Annotated in this window: 16 protein-coding genes and 1 pseudogene; 1 reads left to right on the top strand and 16 read right to left on the bottom strand. The window is 70.2% G+C overall.

The genetic code is table 11. From position 1 onward, the window contains the following. Nucleotides 1-32 precede the first annotated feature (32 nt). The 13 genes from trkD to ABS52_10780 form a co-directional block, all read right to left on the bottom strand. The gene (trkD, locus tag ABS52_10720; protein ODT03136.1) at nt 33-2,048 is read right to left on the bottom strand and encodes a potassium transporter Kup; all 2,016 of its coding nucleotides are present in this window, start codon (nt 2,046-2,048) and stop codon (nt 33-35) included. Nucleotides 2,049-2,223: 175 nt separating this feature from the next. Continuing rightward, a complete protein-coding gene (locus tag ABS52_10725) occupies nt 2,224-2,742 on the bottom strand; it encodes a hypothetical protein (GenBank protein ODT03137.1) in 519 nt (172 codons plus the stop codon). A 238-nt stretch (nt 2,743-2,980) separates the two neighbouring features. Further along, nucleotides 2,981-4,204, bottom strand: a complete 1,224-nt coding sequence (locus ABS52_10730) for a multidrug ABC transporter substrate-binding protein (GenBank protein ID ODT03077.1) — start codon at nt 4,202-4,204, stop codon at nt 2,981-2,983. 13 nt (nt 4,205-4,217) lie between these two features. Further along, entirely contained in the window at nt 4,218-5,999 is a 1,782-nt protein-coding gene (locus ABS52_10735; GenBank protein ODT03078.1) for a hypothetical protein, read from the bottom strand. Between the two features lie 76 nt (nt 6,000-6,075). Beyond that, on the bottom strand, nt 6,076-7,383 hold the full coding sequence (locus ABS52_10740; protein ID ODT03079.1) for a hypothetical protein: 1,308 nt from the start codon (nt 7,381-7,383) through the stop codon (nt 6,076-6,078). Further along, complete coding sequence (locus tag ABS52_10745) at nt 7,383-7,760, bottom strand: hypothetical protein (protein ID ODT03080.1); 378 nt, start codon at nt 7,758-7,760, stop codon at nt 7,383-7,385. The genes ABS52_10740 and ABS52_10745 overlap by 1 nt, the downstream gene beginning before the upstream one ends. An 11-nt stretch (nt 7,761-7,771) precedes the next feature. Next, nucleotides 7,772-8,152, bottom strand: a complete 381-nt coding sequence (locus ABS52_10750; GenBank protein ID ODT03081.1) for a hypothetical protein — start codon at nt 8,150-8,152, stop codon at nt 7,772-7,774. Then, the gene (locus ABS52_10755; GenBank protein ID ODT03082.1) at nt 8,149-8,706 is read right to left on the bottom strand and encodes a hypothetical protein; all 558 of its coding nucleotides are present in this window, start codon (nt 8,704-8,706) and stop codon (nt 8,149-8,151) included. The genes ABS52_10750 and ABS52_10755 overlap by 4 nt, the downstream gene beginning before the upstream one ends. A 126-nt stretch (nt 8,707-8,832) precedes the next feature. Beyond that, nucleotides 8,833-9,432 carry an HAD family hydrolase gene (locus tag ABS52_10760; protein ODT03083.1) on the bottom strand — a complete coding sequence of 200 codons (600 nt, stop codon included), beginning with the start codon at nt 9,430-9,432 and terminating at the stop codon, nt 8,833-8,835. A gap of 386 nt (nt 9,433-9,818) precedes the next feature. Next, nucleotides 9,819-11,387: a hypothetical protein gene (locus ABS52_10765; protein ID ODT03138.1), complete on the bottom strand. Its 1,569-nt coding sequence runs from the start codon at nt 11,385-11,387 to the stop codon at nt 9,819-9,821. 40 nt (nt 11,388-11,427) lie between these two features. Further along, nucleotides 11,428-12,450 carry a hypothetical protein gene (locus ABS52_10770; GenBank protein ID ODT03139.1) on the bottom strand — a complete coding sequence of 341 codons (1,023 nt, stop codon included), beginning with the start codon at nt 12,448-12,450 and terminating at the stop codon, nt 11,428-11,430. Between the two features lie 140 nt (nt 12,451-12,590). Further along, the gene (locus tag ABS52_10775; protein ODT03084.1) at nt 12,591-13,958 is read right to left on the bottom strand and encodes a hypothetical protein; all 1,368 of its coding nucleotides are present in this window, start codon (nt 13,956-13,958) and stop codon (nt 12,591-12,593) included. Further along, entirely contained in the window at nt 13,951-14,661 is a 711-nt protein-coding gene (locus tag ABS52_10780; GenBank protein ID ODT03085.1) for a hypothetical protein, read from the bottom strand. The genes ABS52_10775 and ABS52_10780 overlap by 8 nt, the downstream gene beginning before the upstream one ends. A gap of 225 nt (nt 14,662-14,886) precedes the next feature. Between ABS52_10780 and ABS52_10785 the strand changes: the two genes are divergently transcribed. Then, nucleotides 14,887-15,606 carry a hypothetical protein gene (locus tag ABS52_10785; protein ID ODT03086.1) on the top strand — a complete coding sequence of 240 codons (720 nt, stop codon included), beginning with the start codon at nt 14,887-14,889 and terminating at the stop codon, nt 15,604-15,606. Between the two features lie 272 nt (nt 15,607-15,878). Here ABS52_10785 and ABS52_10790 read toward each other — a convergent pair whose 3' ends face one another. The 3 genes and pseudogenes from ABS52_10790 to ABS52_10800 all read right to left on the bottom strand — a co-directional run bounded on the left by ABS52_10790 (nt 15,879) and on the right by ABS52_10800 (nt 19,185). Then, entirely contained in the window at nt 15,879-16,337 is a 459-nt protein-coding gene (locus ABS52_10790) for a cyclophilin (GenBank protein ODT03087.1), read from the bottom strand. A 104-nt stretch (nt 16,338-16,441) separates the two neighbouring features. Beyond that, nucleotides 16,442-17,134 (bottom strand): annotated as a pseudogene (locus ABS52_10795) (endonuclease III). A gap of 293 nt (nt 17,135-17,427) precedes the next feature. Then, nucleotides 17,428-19,185 (bottom strand): hypothetical protein, encoded by a 1,758-nt coding sequence (locus tag ABS52_10800; protein ID ODT03088.1) that lies wholly within the window; start codon nt 19,183-19,185, stop codon nt 17,428-17,430. Between the last annotated feature and the right edge of the window lie 38 nt (nt 19,186-19,223).

Below are 19,223 nucleotides of genomic sequence, written 5' to 3' on the forward strand. Positions count from 1 at the left end.
CCGGAACCGGGAACGTCTCGTCTTCTCGCCTTCTAGAATTCGATTTGCGTCCCCAACTCGACCACCCGGTTGGCAGGGATGCCGAAGTACTGTGTTGCCGAGCGGGCGTTGCGGGCCATCACGGCGAACAGCTTCTTGCGCCAGCGTGACATCCCGACGCTGTTGGCGCAGATGAGGTCCTCGCGCCCCAGGTAGTACGTCGTATCCATCCGCTTGGTCTTGATCCCCGCCTCCCCCAGCCGGGCACGGATGTCCTCCACGTTCGGGGTCTCCATGAAGCCGTAGTACGCCCGCACGCGGAAGAGCCCCTGTTGCAGCGGTTCGACCGTGATGCGCTCGCCGCTCGGGACCTCGGGAACCTCGCGGGAGATGATCGAGAGGAGGATGACCTTCTCGTGCAGCACCTTGTTGTGCTTGAGGTGGTGCAGGAGCACGACCGGGGTCCCCTCGGACTCCGACGTCATGAAGATCGCCGTCCCCGGGACGCGCACCGGACCGCCGTGCTGCAGGCTCTCGACGAAGGAGGCGATCGGGAGGGTGCGGTCGAGGAGCTTGATGCGCAGCAGGACGCGCCCGCGCTTCCACGTGGTCATGAGGGTGAACAGCGTGGCCGCGATCGCGAGCGGGACCCACCCCCCGTGCGGGATCTTGAGGAGGTTCGAGGCGAAGAACGCCAGGTCGATCCCCATGAAGAAGGCGAGGAAGCTCCCGGCCTTGAGCGCCGACCAGTTCCACTGCCGCCGGGCGACGACGTAGAACAGGATGTTGGTGATGGCCATCGTCCCCGTCACCGCCACGCCGTAGGCGGCGCCTAACGCGGTGGACGAGCGGAAGCCGACGACCAGGAGGAGCGTCCCGATCGCCAGCGCCACGTTGACCTCGGGGATGTAGATCTGCCCGGCCTCCTGCTTGGACGTGTGGACGATCGTCACGCGCGGGGTGTAGCCCAGCTGCACCGCCTGCTGCGTGAGCGAGAAGGCGCCCGAGATCAGCGCCTGCGACGCCACGATGGCGGCCAGGGTGGCGATGACGATCAGCGGAATGAGGGCCCACTCCGGCGCCAGGAGGTAGAAGGGGTTCTCGACCGCGCCCGGATCCCGCAACACCAGCGCGCCCTGCCCGAAGTAGTTCAGCAGGAGCGCCGGGAGGACGAGGGCGAACCAGGCGACGCGGATCGGCCGCTTCCCGAAGTGCCCCATGTCCGCATAGAGCGCCTCGCCCCCGGTGATGACCAGGACGACCGCCCCCAGGACGATGAACGAGCGCACGGGGTGCGCCATGAAGAACGTCACTCCATACCAGGGATTCACGGCGGCGAAGATCCCCGGATGGTTCACGACCTCACGAAGCCCCACGAACCCGATGCTCACGAACCAGGCGAGCATGATCCAGCCGAACGTCCCGCCCACGCGCGCCGTCCCGTGGTGCTGGAAGTAGAACAGCGTGGCGATGATGATGACGGCGAGCGGGACGCCGACGTACGAGAACTGCGGGGCGACGACCTCGAGCCCCTCCACGGCGCCGAGTACGGTGATGGCGGGGGTGATCACCCCATCGCCATAGAGGAACGCCCCCCCCACGAGACCCAGCATCACGAGCACGATGCGCCGCGTCCGCCACGTGCCATCGTCGGGTTGTTGGAGGATCAGGGCGAGGAGGGCGAGCACGCCTCCCTCGCCCCGGTTGTCGGCGCGCAGGATGAAGGCGACGTACTTGATGCTGACGATGAGGATCAGCGCCCAGACGATGAGGGAGAGGAGGCCGAAGACGTTCGCCTCGTTAGGCGTGAGCCCGTATTCGGGCTTGAACGCCTCCTTCATGGAGTAGAGCGGGCTCGTCCCGATGTCGCCGTAGACGACGCCGAGCGCCGTCAGCGTCAGCAGCGCCAACCGCTTGCCGGTGGGGTTGGCTGGCGCGTGATGCCGTTGCATCGGCACGGGTGCCTCGACGGTCATGCTCCCGGTGGTGGCCACGGGAGGGGGAGTACCGCCGCTGGTCCTGCTACTTTCGCCTTCCGCGGGTTGGGCGGGGGCGGAATCTGCACTCATGAGGATGCGTCGATCGCGGCGCGAGGCCGGAGACACCGGACGTTCGGCCGAGTCCACGCCGCCCCGGTGACGAGGCGACGAAAAAACGGGCCGCGACATTCGCCGCGACCCGGCCCCAATCTAGCCCCGTGCCTCCCAGCGTCTAGCCGACTCCCCCCCAATCGGATGGGGGCTTTTACCCGCCGCCGCGCCCCACGATTTCGTCGATCTCGCGTGCGGCACGCTCGAGGATCTCGCGAACCTTGGCGACCTTCTCCTTGTCGCGGAAGTAGCGACCGGCCGGGCCGTATGCCGCTCGGCCCACACCGGCCATCGCCCGGTTGATCTCCGTCATCCCGTCGCTCAGGAACGACGCGCCGAGTTCGGCGATGCGCTCGAAGATGTCGTCGACCGAGGAGCGATTCTGCTCGAGGTAGCGACGCCCCTCGTCCGTGATCGTGTAGGTTTTCCTTCCCCCTTCCTCGGGGGTTACGGTGGCGTACCCCAGATCCTCGAGGAGTGAAAGCGTCGGGTAGACTGCCCCGGCAGAGGGCGCGTACGCCCCCCCGAACTTCTCCTCGAGCTCCTTGATGATCTCGTAGCCGTGTCGGGGCTTCTCGGCCAGGAGCTGGAGGATGACGTACTTCAGGTCTCCCTGCTCGAAGATGCGGCCACCGCGCGATCCGCCACGCTTGCGGCCGCCGCCCCCCCACACGAAACCATAGACGTCCGGGCCGAAGCTCCACCGCGCTCGCGACGAGCCTGGGGGATCACAGTCGAACCACATGGCGACCTCCGATATATCGTAAGATACATCGCAAGATATATCGCAACCTCTGATATATCGCAAGTACCGTCGCCGCAGGCCCCATCCAGGGGCGAAACAAATGGGGAGGCGCTCTCGTCGCGCCTCCCCACGTCCCGACTCCGGTCCCGACTCCGGTCCCGACCGCCTACTCGTAGCGCAGCGCCATGATCGGGTCGAGGCGAGCCGCCCGGCGCGCGGGCCAGACCCCGAACAGGACCCCGATCAGGGCGGAGAAGCCGAAGGCGAGCAGGATCGACGTCGACGAGATCTGCGTGTTCCACTGGAATGCGGCGCTGAGCCAGGTGGCCACACCACCGCCGAGGACGATGCCGAGGAAGCCACCCAGCAGGCAGAGCACCACGGCCTCGATCAGGAACTGGAACAGGATGTTGAACCGGGTCGCGCCTAACGCCTTGCGCACGCCGATCTCGCGGGTCCGCTCGGTGACCGACACCAGCATGATGTTCATGATCCCGATCCCGCCCACCACGAGCGACACCGCGGCGATGCCGGCCAGCAGGTACGTGAAGACGACGGTCGTCTCCGCGAACGTCGACAGGAAGTCGGCCTGGTTGCGGATGCTGAAGTCGTCCGGACGCCCCTGTCGCAGCTTGTGCTCCCGCCGAAGGATCTTCTGGATCTCCGCCATCGTCTCGGGGATCTGCTGCTCCGACTTGGCCAGCACCGAGATGGAGCGGATGCGATCGCTGCCGATGACGCGGAAGCGCGCGGTGTTGATGGGGATCAGCACCTGGTCGTCCGGGTTCATCCAGGGTTGCGCCTGGCCCTTGGACTTGAGGACGCCGACCACCGTGAACTGGATCCCGCGGATGCGGATCGGCTCGTCGAGGATGGCGTAGGGCGACTCGAGGCCAAGGTTCTTCACCACCTCCGGACCGACCACGGCGACACGCGCCTTGGAGTTGTCCTCGGCGGAGGTGAACATCCGCCCCGCCTCCAGCTGGTACTTGCGGACGTCGAGGTAGTTGGCGGTGGTGCCCGTGATGCTGGTGTTGGTGTTCTTGTTGAGGTACTGCACCTGCAGGTTGCGCGACATCTCCGGTTGCACGGCAAGGAACGTCGTGCCGCGCTCCTCGAGTGCGGCCGCATCCTTCATGACCAACCGGGCGCGATCGGCCTCGGAGCTGACCCCGCCGCGCCCGAACATCTGTCCGGGCGAGACGGTGAGGAGCGTGGTGCCGAGGGCCGAGATGCGGTCCTTCACCGCCTGCTGGGCACCGGTACCGAGGGCGATCATGGCGATGACCGACCCCACGCCGATGACGATGCCGAGCATGGTCAGGAGGGAGCGCAACTTGTTGGCGCGCAGGGCGCCTAACGCTACCTGGAAGATTTCGCCGAGAAGCATGCGACGCTCGGGGTTATCGACGCGGCGACGGGGCGGCCCCGCCACCCTGCTGGGCGCCACCCTGCTGGGTGCCGCCCTGCTGCTGGCGCTGCATGCCCGGCATCCCGCCACCCGTCATCTGGCGGAACCGCGCGGCGCTGGAGTCGCGGGACACCTGGATCGCGGCGGCGCCGAGGAGGGCGACCTCGTCGCCTTCCTCGAGTCCGCCCACCACCTCGGTGTAATCGAAGTTGCCGAGACCGAGTCGCACCACGCGAACCTCGAACCCGGTCCCTCCCTTCACGAAGACGACGCCCGGGCGGGTGCGCGCGCGCGAGGGGAACTCCCCTTGCGCCTGCGGGACGGCGGCGCCCCCCTGCGCAGCGCGTCCCGACGGCACTCCGGCGCCCTGCGCCGCCCGGCTCGGCCGACCCGCCGCCTGTGCCGTCCCGCCAGCCGCAGCGGCTGGCGCGGGGCCCGGCGTCCCGGAGCGTTGCTGGCATGCGCGCGCCACCATGGGATCCACGCCAAGGGCCGCGTACGCCTTCTGCGACTCCTGGCGCAGCGCCGCCATGTCGATCTCGCCGCTCTGCATCTTCTGGCGCAGCGCCGCGAGCTGCCGTGCGACCTCGGGCTTGGCCGCCATGGCGTCGCTCACCTTCTTGCAGTCGGCATCGCCGACGGCCGGGAGTTGCCCGCGCCCGCCCTGCTGGGGTGGTTCGGGGGCAAGCTCCACCTCGCCGCGCATCATGCGGCGCATCTCCCGCGGGGTGGCGATGTTCATCCCGCCTTCACCGTTGGCCCCGTTGCCGCGTCCCATCCCGCCGAACGACGCCATCTGCGCCTGGATCTGCGCGCTCACGCTGTCCTGGTCGAGCCCGAGCGACTTGGCCAGCATCGGCGCCTCGCGCGTCGTGCGCACGGCGTCGTTGGGGACGGCGAGGACGTTCTCGCGACGGTCGACCAGGACCGACGCCTCGCCGTTCATTCCCGGCTTCAGCAGCCCCTCCAGGTTGGCGAGGTTGATGAGCACCGGGAACATCGTCACGCTCTGCTGTACCACCGCCTGGGGCTCGATCTTCTCCACCGTCCCGCGAAACGGGCGGTCCGGGTACGCATCCACGGTCACCGTGGCCTGCTGCCCGCCCTGCACGCTCCCGATGTCGGTCTCGTTGAACAGGGCGCGCATCCGCACCTTGCTGAGGTCCGCCATCTTCAGGAGCGTCGTGCCGCCGCCGAAGGCGCTGGTGGCCGACGTGATCACCTGGCCGAGCGAGACGGTCTTCTCGATCACCGTTCCGGCCACGGGGGCGCGCACGGTCGCGTCCTCGAGACGCTGCTTGGCGAGGTCGAGCGAGGTGCGGGCGCGGATGACGGCGGCCTGGGCGTTGGCGTAGTCGAGTTGGGCCGTCTCGTTCTCCTGGGCCGTGATGATGCGCTGCCGGAACAGGTCGTCGGAGCGCTTCCGCTGCGCCTCCGACACCTGCAACCGCGCGTCGGCCGCCTTGAGGTCGGCCTCGGCCTGGTCGTACTGGTTCTGCACGTCGCGCGTATCCAGCTGCACCAGGAGGTCTCCCGGGCGGACCTCCGACCCCGTCTCCACCGGCATGCTGGTGATCTGTCCCGAGGACTTCGACTTTACCTCGACGACGTTGATCGGTTCCACCGCCCCGGAAGCCGTGGCGTCGAGGATGATGGTACGCCGCGCGACGGTGGACGTCTGGATCGTGAGCTTCTGCTCCTCCTTCCTGGCGCAGGCGGCAAGGGAAACGAGGGCCAGCATCGTCAGGAGCGAGCCGAGGGACGAACGATTCACCAGAGTTCTCTCGATGAGGGGCAGTCGCATCGGATGTTGGACGCCGATGGACGTGGGGTGTTAGTGGGCGCGGCGATCAGGGAAGGTCGCGGCCCACGAGGGCCTCGAGCTGTGCCTTCGCGACGCGGGCGTCGTAGCGTGCCTGGATGAGGGCGAGGCGCGCCGAGTTGAGCTGGGCCTGTGAGGTGAGGACATCGAGGAGCGTCGACGACCCCAGGGCGTACCGCTGGTTCTGGACCCGCAGGTCTTCCTCGGCCGCGGCCACCGAGGCGAGTTGGATCGACGCCCGCTCCTGGGCCAGCCGCAGGGCCCCGAGGTACTGCGTCAATTGCTGCTGCGCGGCCAGGCGCGCATCGCGCAGCTGCGCCTGGGCGTTGGCCTCGGCAACGCTCGCCCGGGCGACGTTCTCCTCGCGGGTGAAGCCGTTGAAGATCGGATACGACAGGGAGAAGCGGAGGGCGTTCGCGCGCGCGTAGGTCCCCCCCGTCAGGTCGAACGTCTTGTCGGTGCGGCTCCCCGAGAGGCTGTAGCTGACGTTGAGGACGGGAAGGTATGGCGTCTTCGACGCCCGAAGTGCGGCGCCGGCGGCGGTCAGCTCGGCCCTGGCCTGCATCACGGAGGGCGCCGACTCGATCGCGTCGTTGAACTCCGCGCTGTCGAGGGCGAGCTGCGGGATCGGGGCGCCGTCGACCTCCTCGGCCGTGACCTCGAACGGGGTCGCGACGAGGCGCGTGAGGTTGGCGTTGCTGACGCGCAGCGTGTTCTCGGCGGTCGAGAGGGCGAGCTGCGCATTTCCGACCTGGATGACCGAGCGGAGCGAATCGGAGACCGTGGCCGCGCCGGCGCGGACACGTGCGGTGGCCGACTTCAGCTGTTCCTCGGCCTGGGCCAGCTGCGCCTGGGAGGCGGCACGCGACTCGCGGGCCGCGAGCACGTTGAAGTATTGCTGCTTGACGTCGAGGGCGACGCGGAACTTCTGCAGTCGTTCGTTGGATTCGGCGGCCGACAGGTTGGCCCTGGCGCTACGGAGGTTGAACAGGCGGCGCCCGCCGTCGAAGAGCTCGAGGTTGGAGCTCACCCCGCGGCTGAAGTTCCACGGGTCGCCGCGGAACGGGACGAGCTGCCCCTGGAAGAAGGTCTCGCCCCCCTGCCGGTTGCTGCCGTAGTTCAGGGAAAGCGAGGGGATGAAGCTCCCGTAGGCCGACCGGATGGCGGCGTCGGACGAGCGGATCTGTCCCCGCGCCTGGACGGCCGACGGGGCGTTCTGCTGGGCGAGCCGGACGGCTTCATCCAGCGAAATAGGTCGGGCGCCGCCACCGGCGGCGCCCTGTGCATCCAGGCCCAGCGGAGTCAGGAGGGCGAGGACGAGGAACCTGCGTGGCATCAATCTCTGCCGTCGTTGCGCGTTGAATCGTTCAGTTCCGTGAGTAACGCTTCGAACTGGCGGCGTTGTTCCTCGTTCAGGACGCGCCGGATCTGCTCGCGAGCGTTGAGCTTGATGGCCTCCATGCGGGGCCGGAGGGGTTCGACCTCGATCATGTACTGGCGGCTGCGCTCGTCGAGGATGGAGTCGACGGCGTGCTGCTGCTCGGCCGACAGGCGGAGGCGCTCGGAGAGGATGCCCCGCAGGCTGGCGGTCCCGGTTCCCGATGTGCAGACCTGGTCGCGGTTGATGTACCGGTTGGCGGTGAAGCCGAGGACCCCCCCCGTGAGAAAGGCGCCCAGCAGGAACATCAGCGCGAGGTTCTTGGAGTCTCTCATGACGGGCGCACTCAGTCGTGCGTGATGAGGTACCGCAGCGTCGCTTCACGCTCGGCGTTGCGCTCCCCGCGTTCGGATTCGGTGAGGAGGGGGATGTCGCCCGACGGACCGAGGAGCCGGTCGGCTGCCATGCGCTGCTGGGCGTCACGGGTCTGCCAGGAGGCGAGGGCGGCGATGAGCGCGGCGGCGGCGGCGGCGGTGAGGCCGATGCGCACCCAGCCGGGGAAGTAGGACCACCACTCGCGGGCGCGCTCGGCGGCGACGACGTCCATGATGCGCCGCTCGAGGGTCGTCCAGTACGAGTCGTCGGCAGGGGGCGCGTAGAGCTCGCGCAGGGCGCCCTGGATCTCGTCGTCGTTGGGGTCGCGGCCGTCACCGCGTACGATCTTCATAACTGGCTCCGTATCGCACTCAGTGCCTGGCGCAGCCGGGCACGGGCATGGTGAAGGTCGGACCGGGCCGTTCCCTCGGGAATTCCGAGCATCCGCCCGATCTCGGCGTGCTTGTAGCCTTCCACGTCGTGCAGCACGATGACGCTGCGCTGCCGCTCGCCTAACGATTCGAGGGCCCGGGTCAGGCGGCGCTTCAGCTCGTCCGCTTCCGCCGGGTCGCGGAAGGGCGAGGCAATGGTGTCGGCCAGCGTGTCGGCGTCACGCACCTTCTTGCGCCGCGTGATGTCGAGCGCCGCGTTGGCGACGATGCGGTGCAGCCAGGCGCCGAAGGCCTGGTCGGGGAGGAAGCGATGCAGCGCCTTGAAGGCATGCAGGAATCCTTCCTGCACCGCGTCCTCGGCATCCTCGTGCGTGAGGACGATCGAGCGCGCGACCGCGTAGGCGCGCCGCTGGTGCAGGCGCACGAGGACGGCGAACGACTCGCTCTCTCCGCGCTGCGCCGCCACCACCAGCGCGTGCTCGTACTCGCGGTCAGCGCGCTCGGCGGCGGACATGAACCGGCGGGGCGATGAGTCCGCGGGTGGAGCGAGCGGAGTGGGGATGAGCGCAGTCGTCACGGGGGCCCTCGACATGATTGTCCCCCGTAGAACGCGTCGGTTTGGGGCAGTGTTGAGAAATGCTCACGGTGCCGCTGCAGGAACTCCGGCCAGCCCGAGGTCACCGGCGCACGCACGCATGGCGTTGATCACGAACTGGATGTGGGGCTCCAGTTCGACGCCGAGGTCCGCCGCGCCGTTAACGACATCTTCGCGACTCACTCCGCGGGCGAAGGCCTTGTCCTTCATCTTCTTCATGACCGACCTGGCGTCGACGTCGTGAATGCTCCTCGACGGCTTGACGAGCGCGGTCGCGGTGATGAGCCCCGTCAGCTCGTCGACGGCGAACAGCGTCTTGGCCATCCGGCTCTCGCGTGCTACCCCCGTGTACTGCGCATGGCCCAGGATCGCCTGCAGGACGTCGTCGGGGTAGCCGCGCTCGCGGAGCAACCGGACTCCCTCCGCCGGATGCTCGGCGTCCGGGGCATGGGCCGAATTGGGCCAGCGCTCGTAGTCGAAGTCGTGCATGAGCCCGGCAAGCCCCCAACGTTCCACCTCTTCCCCGAACTCGAGGGCGTAGGCACGCATGGCGGCCTCGACGGCGAGCATGTGCTTACGAAGGGATTCGCTCTGGGTGAGTTCGTGCATCAGGGCCAGGGCGTCGGAGCGGGAAGGGAGCGACATCGGGGATCGCGGTCCGTAGGAGGGGGAGCGTCTGGTCCGACCAGCCGAACCGATCAATTTAGCATGGGATCGAGGGGAGAGCTTCCCCGGGCGTCGCCGTGTCCCCCGGGCTGTCCCCGCCCCCCTCGTCCCCAGGCGGCGCCCCGCGGCTTCGTTCCCGCACCGCTCCGGCGTCCTTCCGGCTCCCCTCCGGCGTCCCCCGGCTGCTCGCCGACGTCCCGCCGACGTCCCGCCGACGTCCCGCCGGCCTCCCGCCGGCCTCCCGCCGGCCTCGCTCCGGCCTCGCTCCGGCTTCCCTCCGACTTCCCGCCGGCTTCCCGCCGGCTTCCCGCCCAACGCCCGAGGGCGCTTCGGCTGAGCGCGCCGGGGCCCCGGCGCGCCGCACGTCAGTGCATCGGCGGGACTGCGCCGCGAGCACGTCCGGTTCTCCAGATGAGAAGGAGGGGGAGCGCGCAGACGAGGAGGAGGCCGTTGAGGAGATAGAGGCGGGCGAAGGCGATGACCGACGCCTGCGCCCCCAGCTGCTGCGACAGGATGGCCACCGCCTGTGCCTTGGCCTGCAGGTAGGGGGCGCCGTGGGCCATTGCGCCGCGGGTCAGCATGTCGAGCCGCTCCAGGGTCAGCGGGTCGGTCGCCCCCACGTGCTCGGTCAGGATCGCCCGCTGCGTCGCGGTGATGCGGCCGAGGAGGGTGGCCATGATCGCGATGCCTAACGAGCCGCCCAGCTGCCGCATGAGGTTGAAGAGCCCGGTGGCCTGCGCCAGGTCGCGCGCGTGCACGTCGGCCATGGCCGCATTCGAGAGCGGGACGAAGATCAGGCCCAGCGCCAGCCCGCGGAGGATCAGGGGCCAGTACAGCTCGTCGGTCCCGCTCTGCAGCGTGAGGCGCGACAGGAGCCACATGGACCCGAGGAAGCCGAAGGCGCCGAGCGTGATGGTATAGCGCGCATCCAGCCTCCCCCGCATGCGGCTCATGCCCGCCATCACGAAGGCCGAGGAGAGCGCCCCCGGGAGGAGGAGGAACCCCGTCTGCTCGGCCGAGAGGCCGTGCAGCTGCTGCAGGAAGATGGGGAGGACGAAGATGCCGCCGTACAGCGAGAGGCCGAGGGCGGCGGCGAACATCACGCCGACCGCGAGCTGCCGGCTCTTGAGGATACGGAAGTTGATGATCGGCTCGTCGATGGTCAGCTCGCGCCAGATGAGGAGGATCCCGGAGACGACGCACGTGACGGCGAGGGCGACGATGAAGCGCGACTCGAACCAGTCGTAGCGCTCGCCGCGCTCGAGCATCCACTGCAGCGACCCGATGCAGGCCGCGAGGAGGAAGATGCCGGTGCCGTCGATGGTGGTGGCCTTCTCCTGGTGTTCCGAGTCGCGCACGTACGAGGCGACCATGATGGCCGCCACGATGCCGAGCGGGACGTTGATGTAGAAGATCCAGGGCCAGTTGAAGTTGTCGGTGATCCAGCCACCGAGCGTGGGGCCGATGGTGGGGCCGACCATCACGCCGATGCCGAACATCGCCTGCCCGACCGCGATCTCCTGGGGAGGGAAGGCCTCGAAGAGCGTGGACTGGGCGGTGGAGAGGAGCGCGCCGCCGCCGATTCCCTGGATCACGCGCCAGGTGACGAGCATTCCCAGCGACGTCGAGGCGCCGCAGAAGAACGACGCCGCGACGAACAGGAGGATCGAGGTGGTGAGGTAGCGCGTGCGCCCGAAGTAGGCGGACAGCCACCCCGACATCGGGATGATGATGACGTTGGCGACGATGTACCCCACCGACACCCAGGTGATCTCGTCCACCGTGGCGCCGAGGTTCCCCATCATGTGGGGGATGGCGACGTTCACGATGGACGTGTCGATGAGCTCGAGCACGGCCGCCAGCGTGACGGCGATGGCGATGAGGTACTTGTGCCGGTACTTGTCCTCCTCGGCGGCGAGGGCCGTCGGCGGCAGGATCGGGACGGGCGACGGGAGGACCGTACTGCTCATGCGCCTAACGCGTCCTGACGTGGACGTTCACCGACATGCCCGGGCGGAGGGGGCGGTCGGCGCCGCACCCCCGGGTGACGGCGATGCGGACCGGGACGCGCTGCACGACCTTGGTGAAGTTGCCGGTGGCGTTGTCGGGGGGGATGAGCGCGAACTTGGCGCCGGTGGCCGGGCTGAGCGAGGCGACGCGTCCCTCGGCGCTGCAGCCGGGATAGGCGTCGACGTCGAATGCGGCCGGCTGGCCGGCACGCAACCGGGCCAGCTGCGTCTCCTTGAAGTTGGCGGAGACCCAGATGTCGCGGTCGTCGACGACGGTGAGGACGGGCTGCCCGGCCTGCACGAGCTGCCCCGACTCGACCTGCTTGCGGGAGACGAAGCCGTCGTGCGGAGCGAGGATGCGGGTGTACGTCAGCTGCAACGCCGCGTTGTCGCGCACGGCGGTGGCGGCGGCCAGCCGCGCCTGGGCGAGGCGCGTCCCCACCCGGGCGTTGTCCACGCCGGCGGTGGCGCCCGCCAGCTGCCGCTCGGCCGCCTCGACGTTCGCCGCCGAGGCGCGGACGGCGAGCTGGGCGGCATCGAGCTGCTGGCGTGACACGATCTGCTTGTCGACGAGTTCCTCGACGCGCCCCAGGTCGGCCCGTGCCTTGGTGAGTCCGGCGCGGGCGGCGCCGAGCTGCGCCTCGAGGGCGGCTCGCTGGCTGGTGGCGGAGCGCAGAACCGCCTCCGACTGTCCGTCGACGCCGAGGCCGCCCGCAATGGCGCGGGCCGCCTCGAGATCGCCCTCTGCCTGCGCCAGGCGCACGCGGAACTCGGCGTCATCGAGGATGAGGAGCGTGTCGCCCTCCTTGACGCGCACGTTGTCGTCGACGAGGACGCGCGAGACGTAGCCGCCGACGCGGGAGACGACGGGGGTGATGTTTCCGTCGACCTGGGCGTTGTCGGTGGAGACGTGGCTGCGGCCGAAGCTCCATGCCCGGACGGCGGTGACGAGGGCGGCGACGGCGGCGAGCGCCGCGATGACGAGGATGACACGCCGGCGCCGGTTTCCCGCATCGGGCGTTGGTGGCGGGGGCGCGGGCGGAGCGGCGCTCGACTGGCGCAATTCGGGGGCGGCGGTGCTGGACATGGTGCGAGGCGTAAGGGGCGAGCGAAGCGTCGAGGGGGCGATCAGTGCAGGGTGCGCGCCTCGCCCAGTGCGCGGGCGAGGGCGATGCGGGCGCCATGCCATGCGGCCGTGGCGTCGATGAGGAGGGTGCGGGCGGCGTTGAGCGCGAGCGAGGCGGTCACGGCATCGGCGTTGCCGGCGACGCCCGCGCGAAAGCGGTCGCGGGCCTGCGCGAGCTCCTGCTCGGCGAGCGCCACGCGCTCGCGCGCGGCGTCGAGCTGCTCGCGGGCGAACGCGAGATCCTCGTTCGCCCCGCGCACCTCGAGGGCGACCTGTTGCGCGAGGTCGTGGCGGCGGACTTCCAGCTCGCGATGCACGGCCGCCTGCTCCTCGAGCCGGCCCTCGCGGCGAAAGCCGTCGAAGAGCGGGAGCGAGAGCTGCACGCCCCAGTTGTAGGTGCGGAGGTACGATCCTCCCTCGCCGGCGATGGGACCGTTGTCGCCGAAGGCGCTGAGGGTGGGGAGGCGTTCGCGGCGAACGGCGCGCTCCTGCTGTTGGACGGAGTGCAGCTGGGCGTCCAGGGAGCGCAGCTCGGGGCGGCGGGCGAGGGCCTGCTGCAGGTTGCCGGCGGAGTCGTCGGCGGCGATGGCCAGCGCGCCTAACGAATCGGCGGCGGCGACCGGGGCATCGGCGGGGAGCGCGAGGAGTCGCGCCAGCTCGAGGGCGGCGTGCGCGCGGTCGGCGCGGGCGGCGATCAGCTGGGCGCGGACCTGGGCGGCCTGCGCGCGGGCGCGCGTGACGTCGAGGGCGACCCCCACGCCGGCGCGCAGCTGCTCCTGGGCGATGACGAGCAACTCGCCGGCGAGCGCCGAGTCGGCCTGGCGCGCGGCCACCTGGGCATCGGCGCGCAGCAGTCGGACATAGGCGATGGCCGCAGCGCCGGCGGCCTGCTCGGCGGCGGCGGCGGCCTCGGTCTCGGTCGCCGACGCGGCCGCGCGGGCGGCGCTCACGCGCGCCATCGCCCCGGCGTCGAAGAGCGCCTGCGACGCGTGGGCCCGGAGGTCGGTCGTGAGGACCGGCCCCTCGACTTGACCGTCAGGATTGAAGAGGGGGACGCCGTCGCTCCCCCTGAAGGCGAAGCCGAGGGTGGCCGTGTTGAAGGTGCGTCCCGCCTGGACGGCGGCGGCGGAGAGGGAGGGGAAGAGGTCGGCGCGGCGCTGCCGGACGCGGGCCTGGGCCTGCGCGGTGCGCGCCCGGGCGGCGTCGACGGCGGCATTGCGCGATGCCGCCATCTGCACCACCTCGCCTAACGACAGGCGGCCGGCCGCGGGGGCCTGGGCACGCGCGCCCGAAGGCGCGACCATCAGGAGGGCGACGAGCATGGCGGCGCGGGGGAGGGCCCGCCACGGGAACGGGAAGGGGTCAGGCATTGGTGCGGGGTGAGGCGGGGGCAGCGCCGGCGGGGACGACGAGGCCACGCAGCGCGAAGGCGATGACGGTGTCGCGCACGACGTCGGCGGACTCGTGCATGCTGGACTGGAACAGGTGGCGTCGCTCGTACCAGTTGGCGTTGGTGACGAGCATCGCCGTGAGGATGCGGGCCGCGGCCAGGGGGTCGACGACGACGAACTCGCCGCGGGCGATTCCCCGGGCGATGATGCTCGCCGTCAGGCGCAACGAGCGCTCGATGACCTCGTCGCCGTAGTAGCGCATGAGGTCGGGAAAGTGGTGCAGCTCGGCCTGGACCAGGCGGTGCATCGCGAGGTACGTGGACGACCGGAGAAGGTCCCAGTGGTTCAGCATCAGGCGACGCAGCGCGTCGACGGCGCACTCGTCGCCGGCGGCCCGCCGCGCGGCATCCTGTTCGGCGGCCTCGATGACCGTGATGACCTTGGCCTCGACCACGGCGCGGAAGAGCTCTTCCTTGCTGGCGAAGTAGAGGTAGATCGTCCCCTTCGAGACCCCGGCGCGACGGGCGATTCGGTCGAGCCGCGCCCCCTGGAGCCCCGCGTCGCTGAACACGTCGAAGGCGGCGTCGATGATCTGGCGCGGGCGCTCCTCGGGCAGGCGCCGCCAGCGAGGGGCGGGCGGCTCGGCACCGGGAGCTGATGCGTCGCCGAGGTCCGGCGCCACATCGTCGTTGGTTTGGGGGGCGTGAAAGTCAGCCATATTAGTGACTGAACGGTAAGTTACTTGCCCCGCCACCTGCACCTCTCCAGTCGCCAAGATCCTGCAAAGCGCATCGTGACAAGAGCTTGACGGCGCCGAGTGTCCTCGGGACGTTCACAGCGTACCATTGTCGCTCCCTTGGGCTCGGACCGTCGATCCCCCGCGCCACGACTCGCAACACCCCCAGTCATGACCGAAGTCTCCGCCGTCGTATTCGACGTGGACGGAACGCTTTACGACACCCGGCGCATGCGGTGGGGGCTCCTGCCGCGCCTCCTGAAGGGGAGCCTCATGCGTCCCACCGAGGCGACCACGGTGCTCTCCGTCATCCGGTCGTACCGCCGGGTACACGAGCAGCTTCGCGGACGCGGTCGAGACGAGTTGGGGGGGGCGCTGGCCGACGTGCAACTTCGCCTGACGGCAGAGCTGAGCGGGGAGCGCGAGCAGGAGGTCCGCCGCATCGTGCACGAGTGGTTCGATGTCGCTCCACTCCCCGCGCTCGCCGCGGCGGCGCGTCCGGGACTTTCGGAATCGCTCGCCCGCCTGCGAGGGGCCGGACTCCGGACGGCGGTCCTCTCCGACTATCCCCCCATCCCCAAGCTGCGGGCGCTCGGCGTCGAGGCGATGTTCGACTGTGTCGCCTGGGCCCAGGAGGCGTCGATCGGCGTGCTGAAACCCGATCCTGCCGGCCTGCGAGAGGTGCTGCGCCGACTCGGCGTGGCGCCCGAGCGGGCCGTGTACGTCGGAGACCGCCCCGAGGTCGACGCGATTGCAGCGGCGTCGGCCGGGTGCAGGGGGGTGCTGATCGGGGGGAAGGGGAGTCCGGACGGACGGATTCCCGCGTTCACCGAGCTGCCGCCGCTGACCGACTGGATCCTGGACGGGGCCAGGGCTCCCGCCGAGGGGTGAGACGCGGGTCCTGTGGGGAGATGACATTCGGGGCCGGGCTCACACCGCTGAGCCCGGCCCCGAGTCGATTCGGACGGAGGAACGTCGACTAGTGCTTCGTCGTCGCCCCGGCCTTGCCGGCTTCGTGCGAGGCGTACTTGGCATTCGTCCACTTCATGATGCCGAAGACCATGGCGAAGAGGAGGAAGGCGGTGACGATGAGCCCCTTGAAGGCAGCGCCCTGGTCGCTCGAGTGCTGGGATGACATGGGTGGGGTGGAGTCGGGGGTTCGGTTAGTCGACGCGCGCCGAGGTGAGCTCGTCATTCTGCTTGATGGTCGGCAGGATGTCGAGGCCCGAGGTGACGCGCCCGAAGACGGTGTGCACGCCGTTGAGGTGACGGCAGTTGTCGGGGTTCAGGACGATGAAGAACTGCGAGCCCCCCGTGTCCTTTCCGGCATGAGCCATGGAGAGGGAACCCAGTTCGTGCTTGTGCGGGTTCCCCGCCGTTTCGCACTTGATCTTCCATCCGGGGCCGCCGGTGCCGACGGGGCCTTTCGCATGCTCGCCCCCCTTGGAATACGGATCGCCGCCCTGTACGACGAACTCGGGGATGACCCGGTGGAAGCGGGTGCCGTCGTAGAAGCCGCTGTTGGCGAGCTTCTCGAAGTTGGCGACGGTGTTGGGGGCTTCGGTGTCGTAGAGCTCCAGGGTGAGCGTCCCCTTGGAGGTGACTATCGTGGCGGATTTCATTGATCGGGAGAAGACGAGAGGACGGGAAGACGAGCAGACGAGAGCGTCCAACCGGGTGGAAACTAAGCGCTGGGTGGGAAAGGCCAACTGCCCGGCCGGCGGGGTCAGGCGGGGAGCTGGGCGGAAGGGCAGAGGGGGGCGAGGGGGCACTCGGCGCAGCGGGGCTTGCGGGCCTCGCACAGGCGCCGGCCGTGCCAGATGAGGAGGTGCGCGAGCATCGTCCAGCGCTCGCGCGGGACGAGCTGCATCAGCGCCTGCTCCACCTTGACCGGGTCGGTCTCGCTCGTTAGGCCGAGTCGGTTGGCCAGGCGCCCGACGTGGGTGTCGACCACGATCCCCTCGTCGATGCCGAATGCATTGCCGAGGACGACGTTGGCGGTCTTGCGCCCCACGCCGGGGAGGTGGACCAGGTCGTCCATGCTGGGCGGCACCGTGCCGCCATGCCGGTCGGTGACCGCGCCGGCCATCCCGATGAGCGACTTCGCCTTTGCGCGGAAGAATCCGGTGCTCTTGATGATCGCCTCGAGCTCCTCGGGGCGTGCGGCCGCGAGGGCGTGCGGGGTGGGGTATCGCCTGAAGAGGACGGGCGTGACCATGTTCACGCGCTTGTCGGTGCACTGCGCGCTGAGGATCGTCGCGACGATCAGCTGGTACGGCGACTGGAAGTCGAGCTCGCAGTGCGCGTCGGGGTAGAGCGCCAGGAGCTCGCGATAGATGGCGTCGGCCGCCTCGGGGTTCGCGTTGCGGAGCGGGGTGCGGGCGTGTGCGCGCGACGGCTTCGCCGGGCGTCTGGCCCCCTTCGCCGCAGCTGCCGTCGCCTTCTTCGCGACCTTCGCGTGGCGCGTCGCCGGGGCAGCGCCCTTCGTGCGCGACCCGGCCGCCGCCGCTCCCGCGCTTGCCCGTTTCTTCGCCGGGGCCTTCCCGTCCCCGGCGGCCTTCGGTGTGCCGGCCCTGGTCGTAGGTGCCTGTTTCGTCTTCGCCGCCATGCGTGAGTGGGGGTCGGGTTGGCCTTCCGGTGGAGGGGCGTGCGCGCGGGTGCGGTACGGGTACGGGTACGGGGGCGGCGAGGGGAGGGGCGTGGCGGCGTCGCCTAACGGGCGAGGGCCGGGCCGGCGCTCGCGTTGCGCCTGGCGGCGGCGAAGGCCAGGACACCGGCGGTGCCGCGCGCGTTGAGGACGTCGCCCGCGCCCAGCCACCCCTTGCGCGCGATGCCGACGCCGAGCGCCACGTGATCGAGTCCGGCCACCGAGTGGGCGTCGGGACCGATCTCGACCAGGACGCCGCGCGCCTGCGCCGCGCGCAGGTGGCGCCAGTCGAGGTCCAGGCGATGCGGATCGGCGTTGAGCTCGATCGCCACGCCAGCTTCGCCCGCCTTGTCGAGCATCGCCGGGACGTCGATCGCGAACGCCTCGCGCGTCAGGAGGAGGCGTCCCGTCGGGTGTCCGACGATGGTCACGTGCGGATCGTCCATCGCCTTCAGTACCCGATCCGTCATCTGCACCTCGTTCATCCCGAAGCGTGAGTGCACCGAGGCGATCACGTAGTCGAACCGATCGAGGAGGGCGGCATCGTAATCGACACGCCCGCACGGGAGGATGTCGGCCTCGATCCCCTTGAGCACGCGGAAGCCCTGCAGGCGGTCGTTGACCTCGTCGATCTCCTCGTGCTGGCGCCGGATGGCGTCACGCGAGAGCCCGCCGGCGTAGAAGGCCGACTGCGAGTGATCGCTGATCCCCAGGTACTCCCACCCCCGCTCGCGCGCGGCCTCGGCCAGCTCGGCGATCGTCCCGGCGCCGTCGGAGTAGTGCGAGTGGCAGTGCAGCACCCCGCGCAGGTCGCCGGCGGAGATCAGTCGGGGGAGCGCGCCTCGCGCCGCGGCGTCGACCTCGCCCGTCGCCTCTCGCAGTTCGGGAGCGATGAATGGGAGTCCGGCCAGCGCATAGACTTCTCCCTCGTCGGGCACGGGGATCGTGGCGCCGCGCGCGTCGCGCACCGAATCCGTCCCGATGGTGACGCCACGCGCCGCGGCGGCGGCGACGACCTGCGCGCAGTGCGGAGCGTTCCCCGACGCCCACCACAGCGCCAGCGCGAAGCGATCCGGGCTCACGCAGCGCAGGTCGAGTCGCGTCCCATCCTCGAAGCGGATGCTCAGCGCCGGCCCGCCCCCGCCGACGACTTCCCGCGCGCCTCGCGCGTGGGCGAATGCGGCGGCCACCAGCGACGGCTCCCCGCGCGTGGCGGCGACGATGTCGACGTCGCCAATGGTCTCACACCGGCGGCGGAGCGAGCCGGCCACCTCGGCGCGCACGACGTCGGGGTGTGCACGGACCAGCGCGAGGAGGCGCTCCGCGTCGAGCGCCGCATGCGGGTACAGGACGCGTGCCCCGCTCTCCCGCAGCGTGGCGATCCCGCGCAGGACCTTCCCCGCCGTGCGCTCCCCAAAGCGCGGCAGCGACGCCAGGCGCCCGTCGCGCGCCGCCTGCTCGAGTTCGTGCAGCGTCTCGATCCCCAGCCCCCCGTGGATCTGGTGGATCCTGGCCGTTCCAAGCCCCGGGACGCGCAACATCTCCAGCAGTCCCTCGGGAGTGTTCTCGCGCAGCTGGTCGAGCAGCTGCGAGTCGCCGGATGCGGCGAGGTCGCGCAGGACGTCGAGCGCCGCCGGGGCGAGTCCCGCCAGCGCCCCTTGGCTACCCTCGCGAATGAAGGGGGTGACGTCGTCGACGGCCAGGACGTGGAGCGCGCGCGACGCGGACGCGAAGGCGCGCGACGTCGCACGCGACTCGCCGCGCAGTTCGAGCAGCGTGGCAATCTCGTCGAGCACGTGGGCGGCGGCGCGCGGGGAGAGCATGCGCGCAATATACCCGCCGCCCGGCGCGGCGTCCCCCG

It is taken from the genome of Gemmatimonadetes bacterium SCN 70-22 (assembly GCA_001724275.1).
Lineage (GTDB): Bacteria > Gemmatimonadota > Gemmatimonadetes > Gemmatimonadales > Gemmatimonadaceae > SCN-70-22.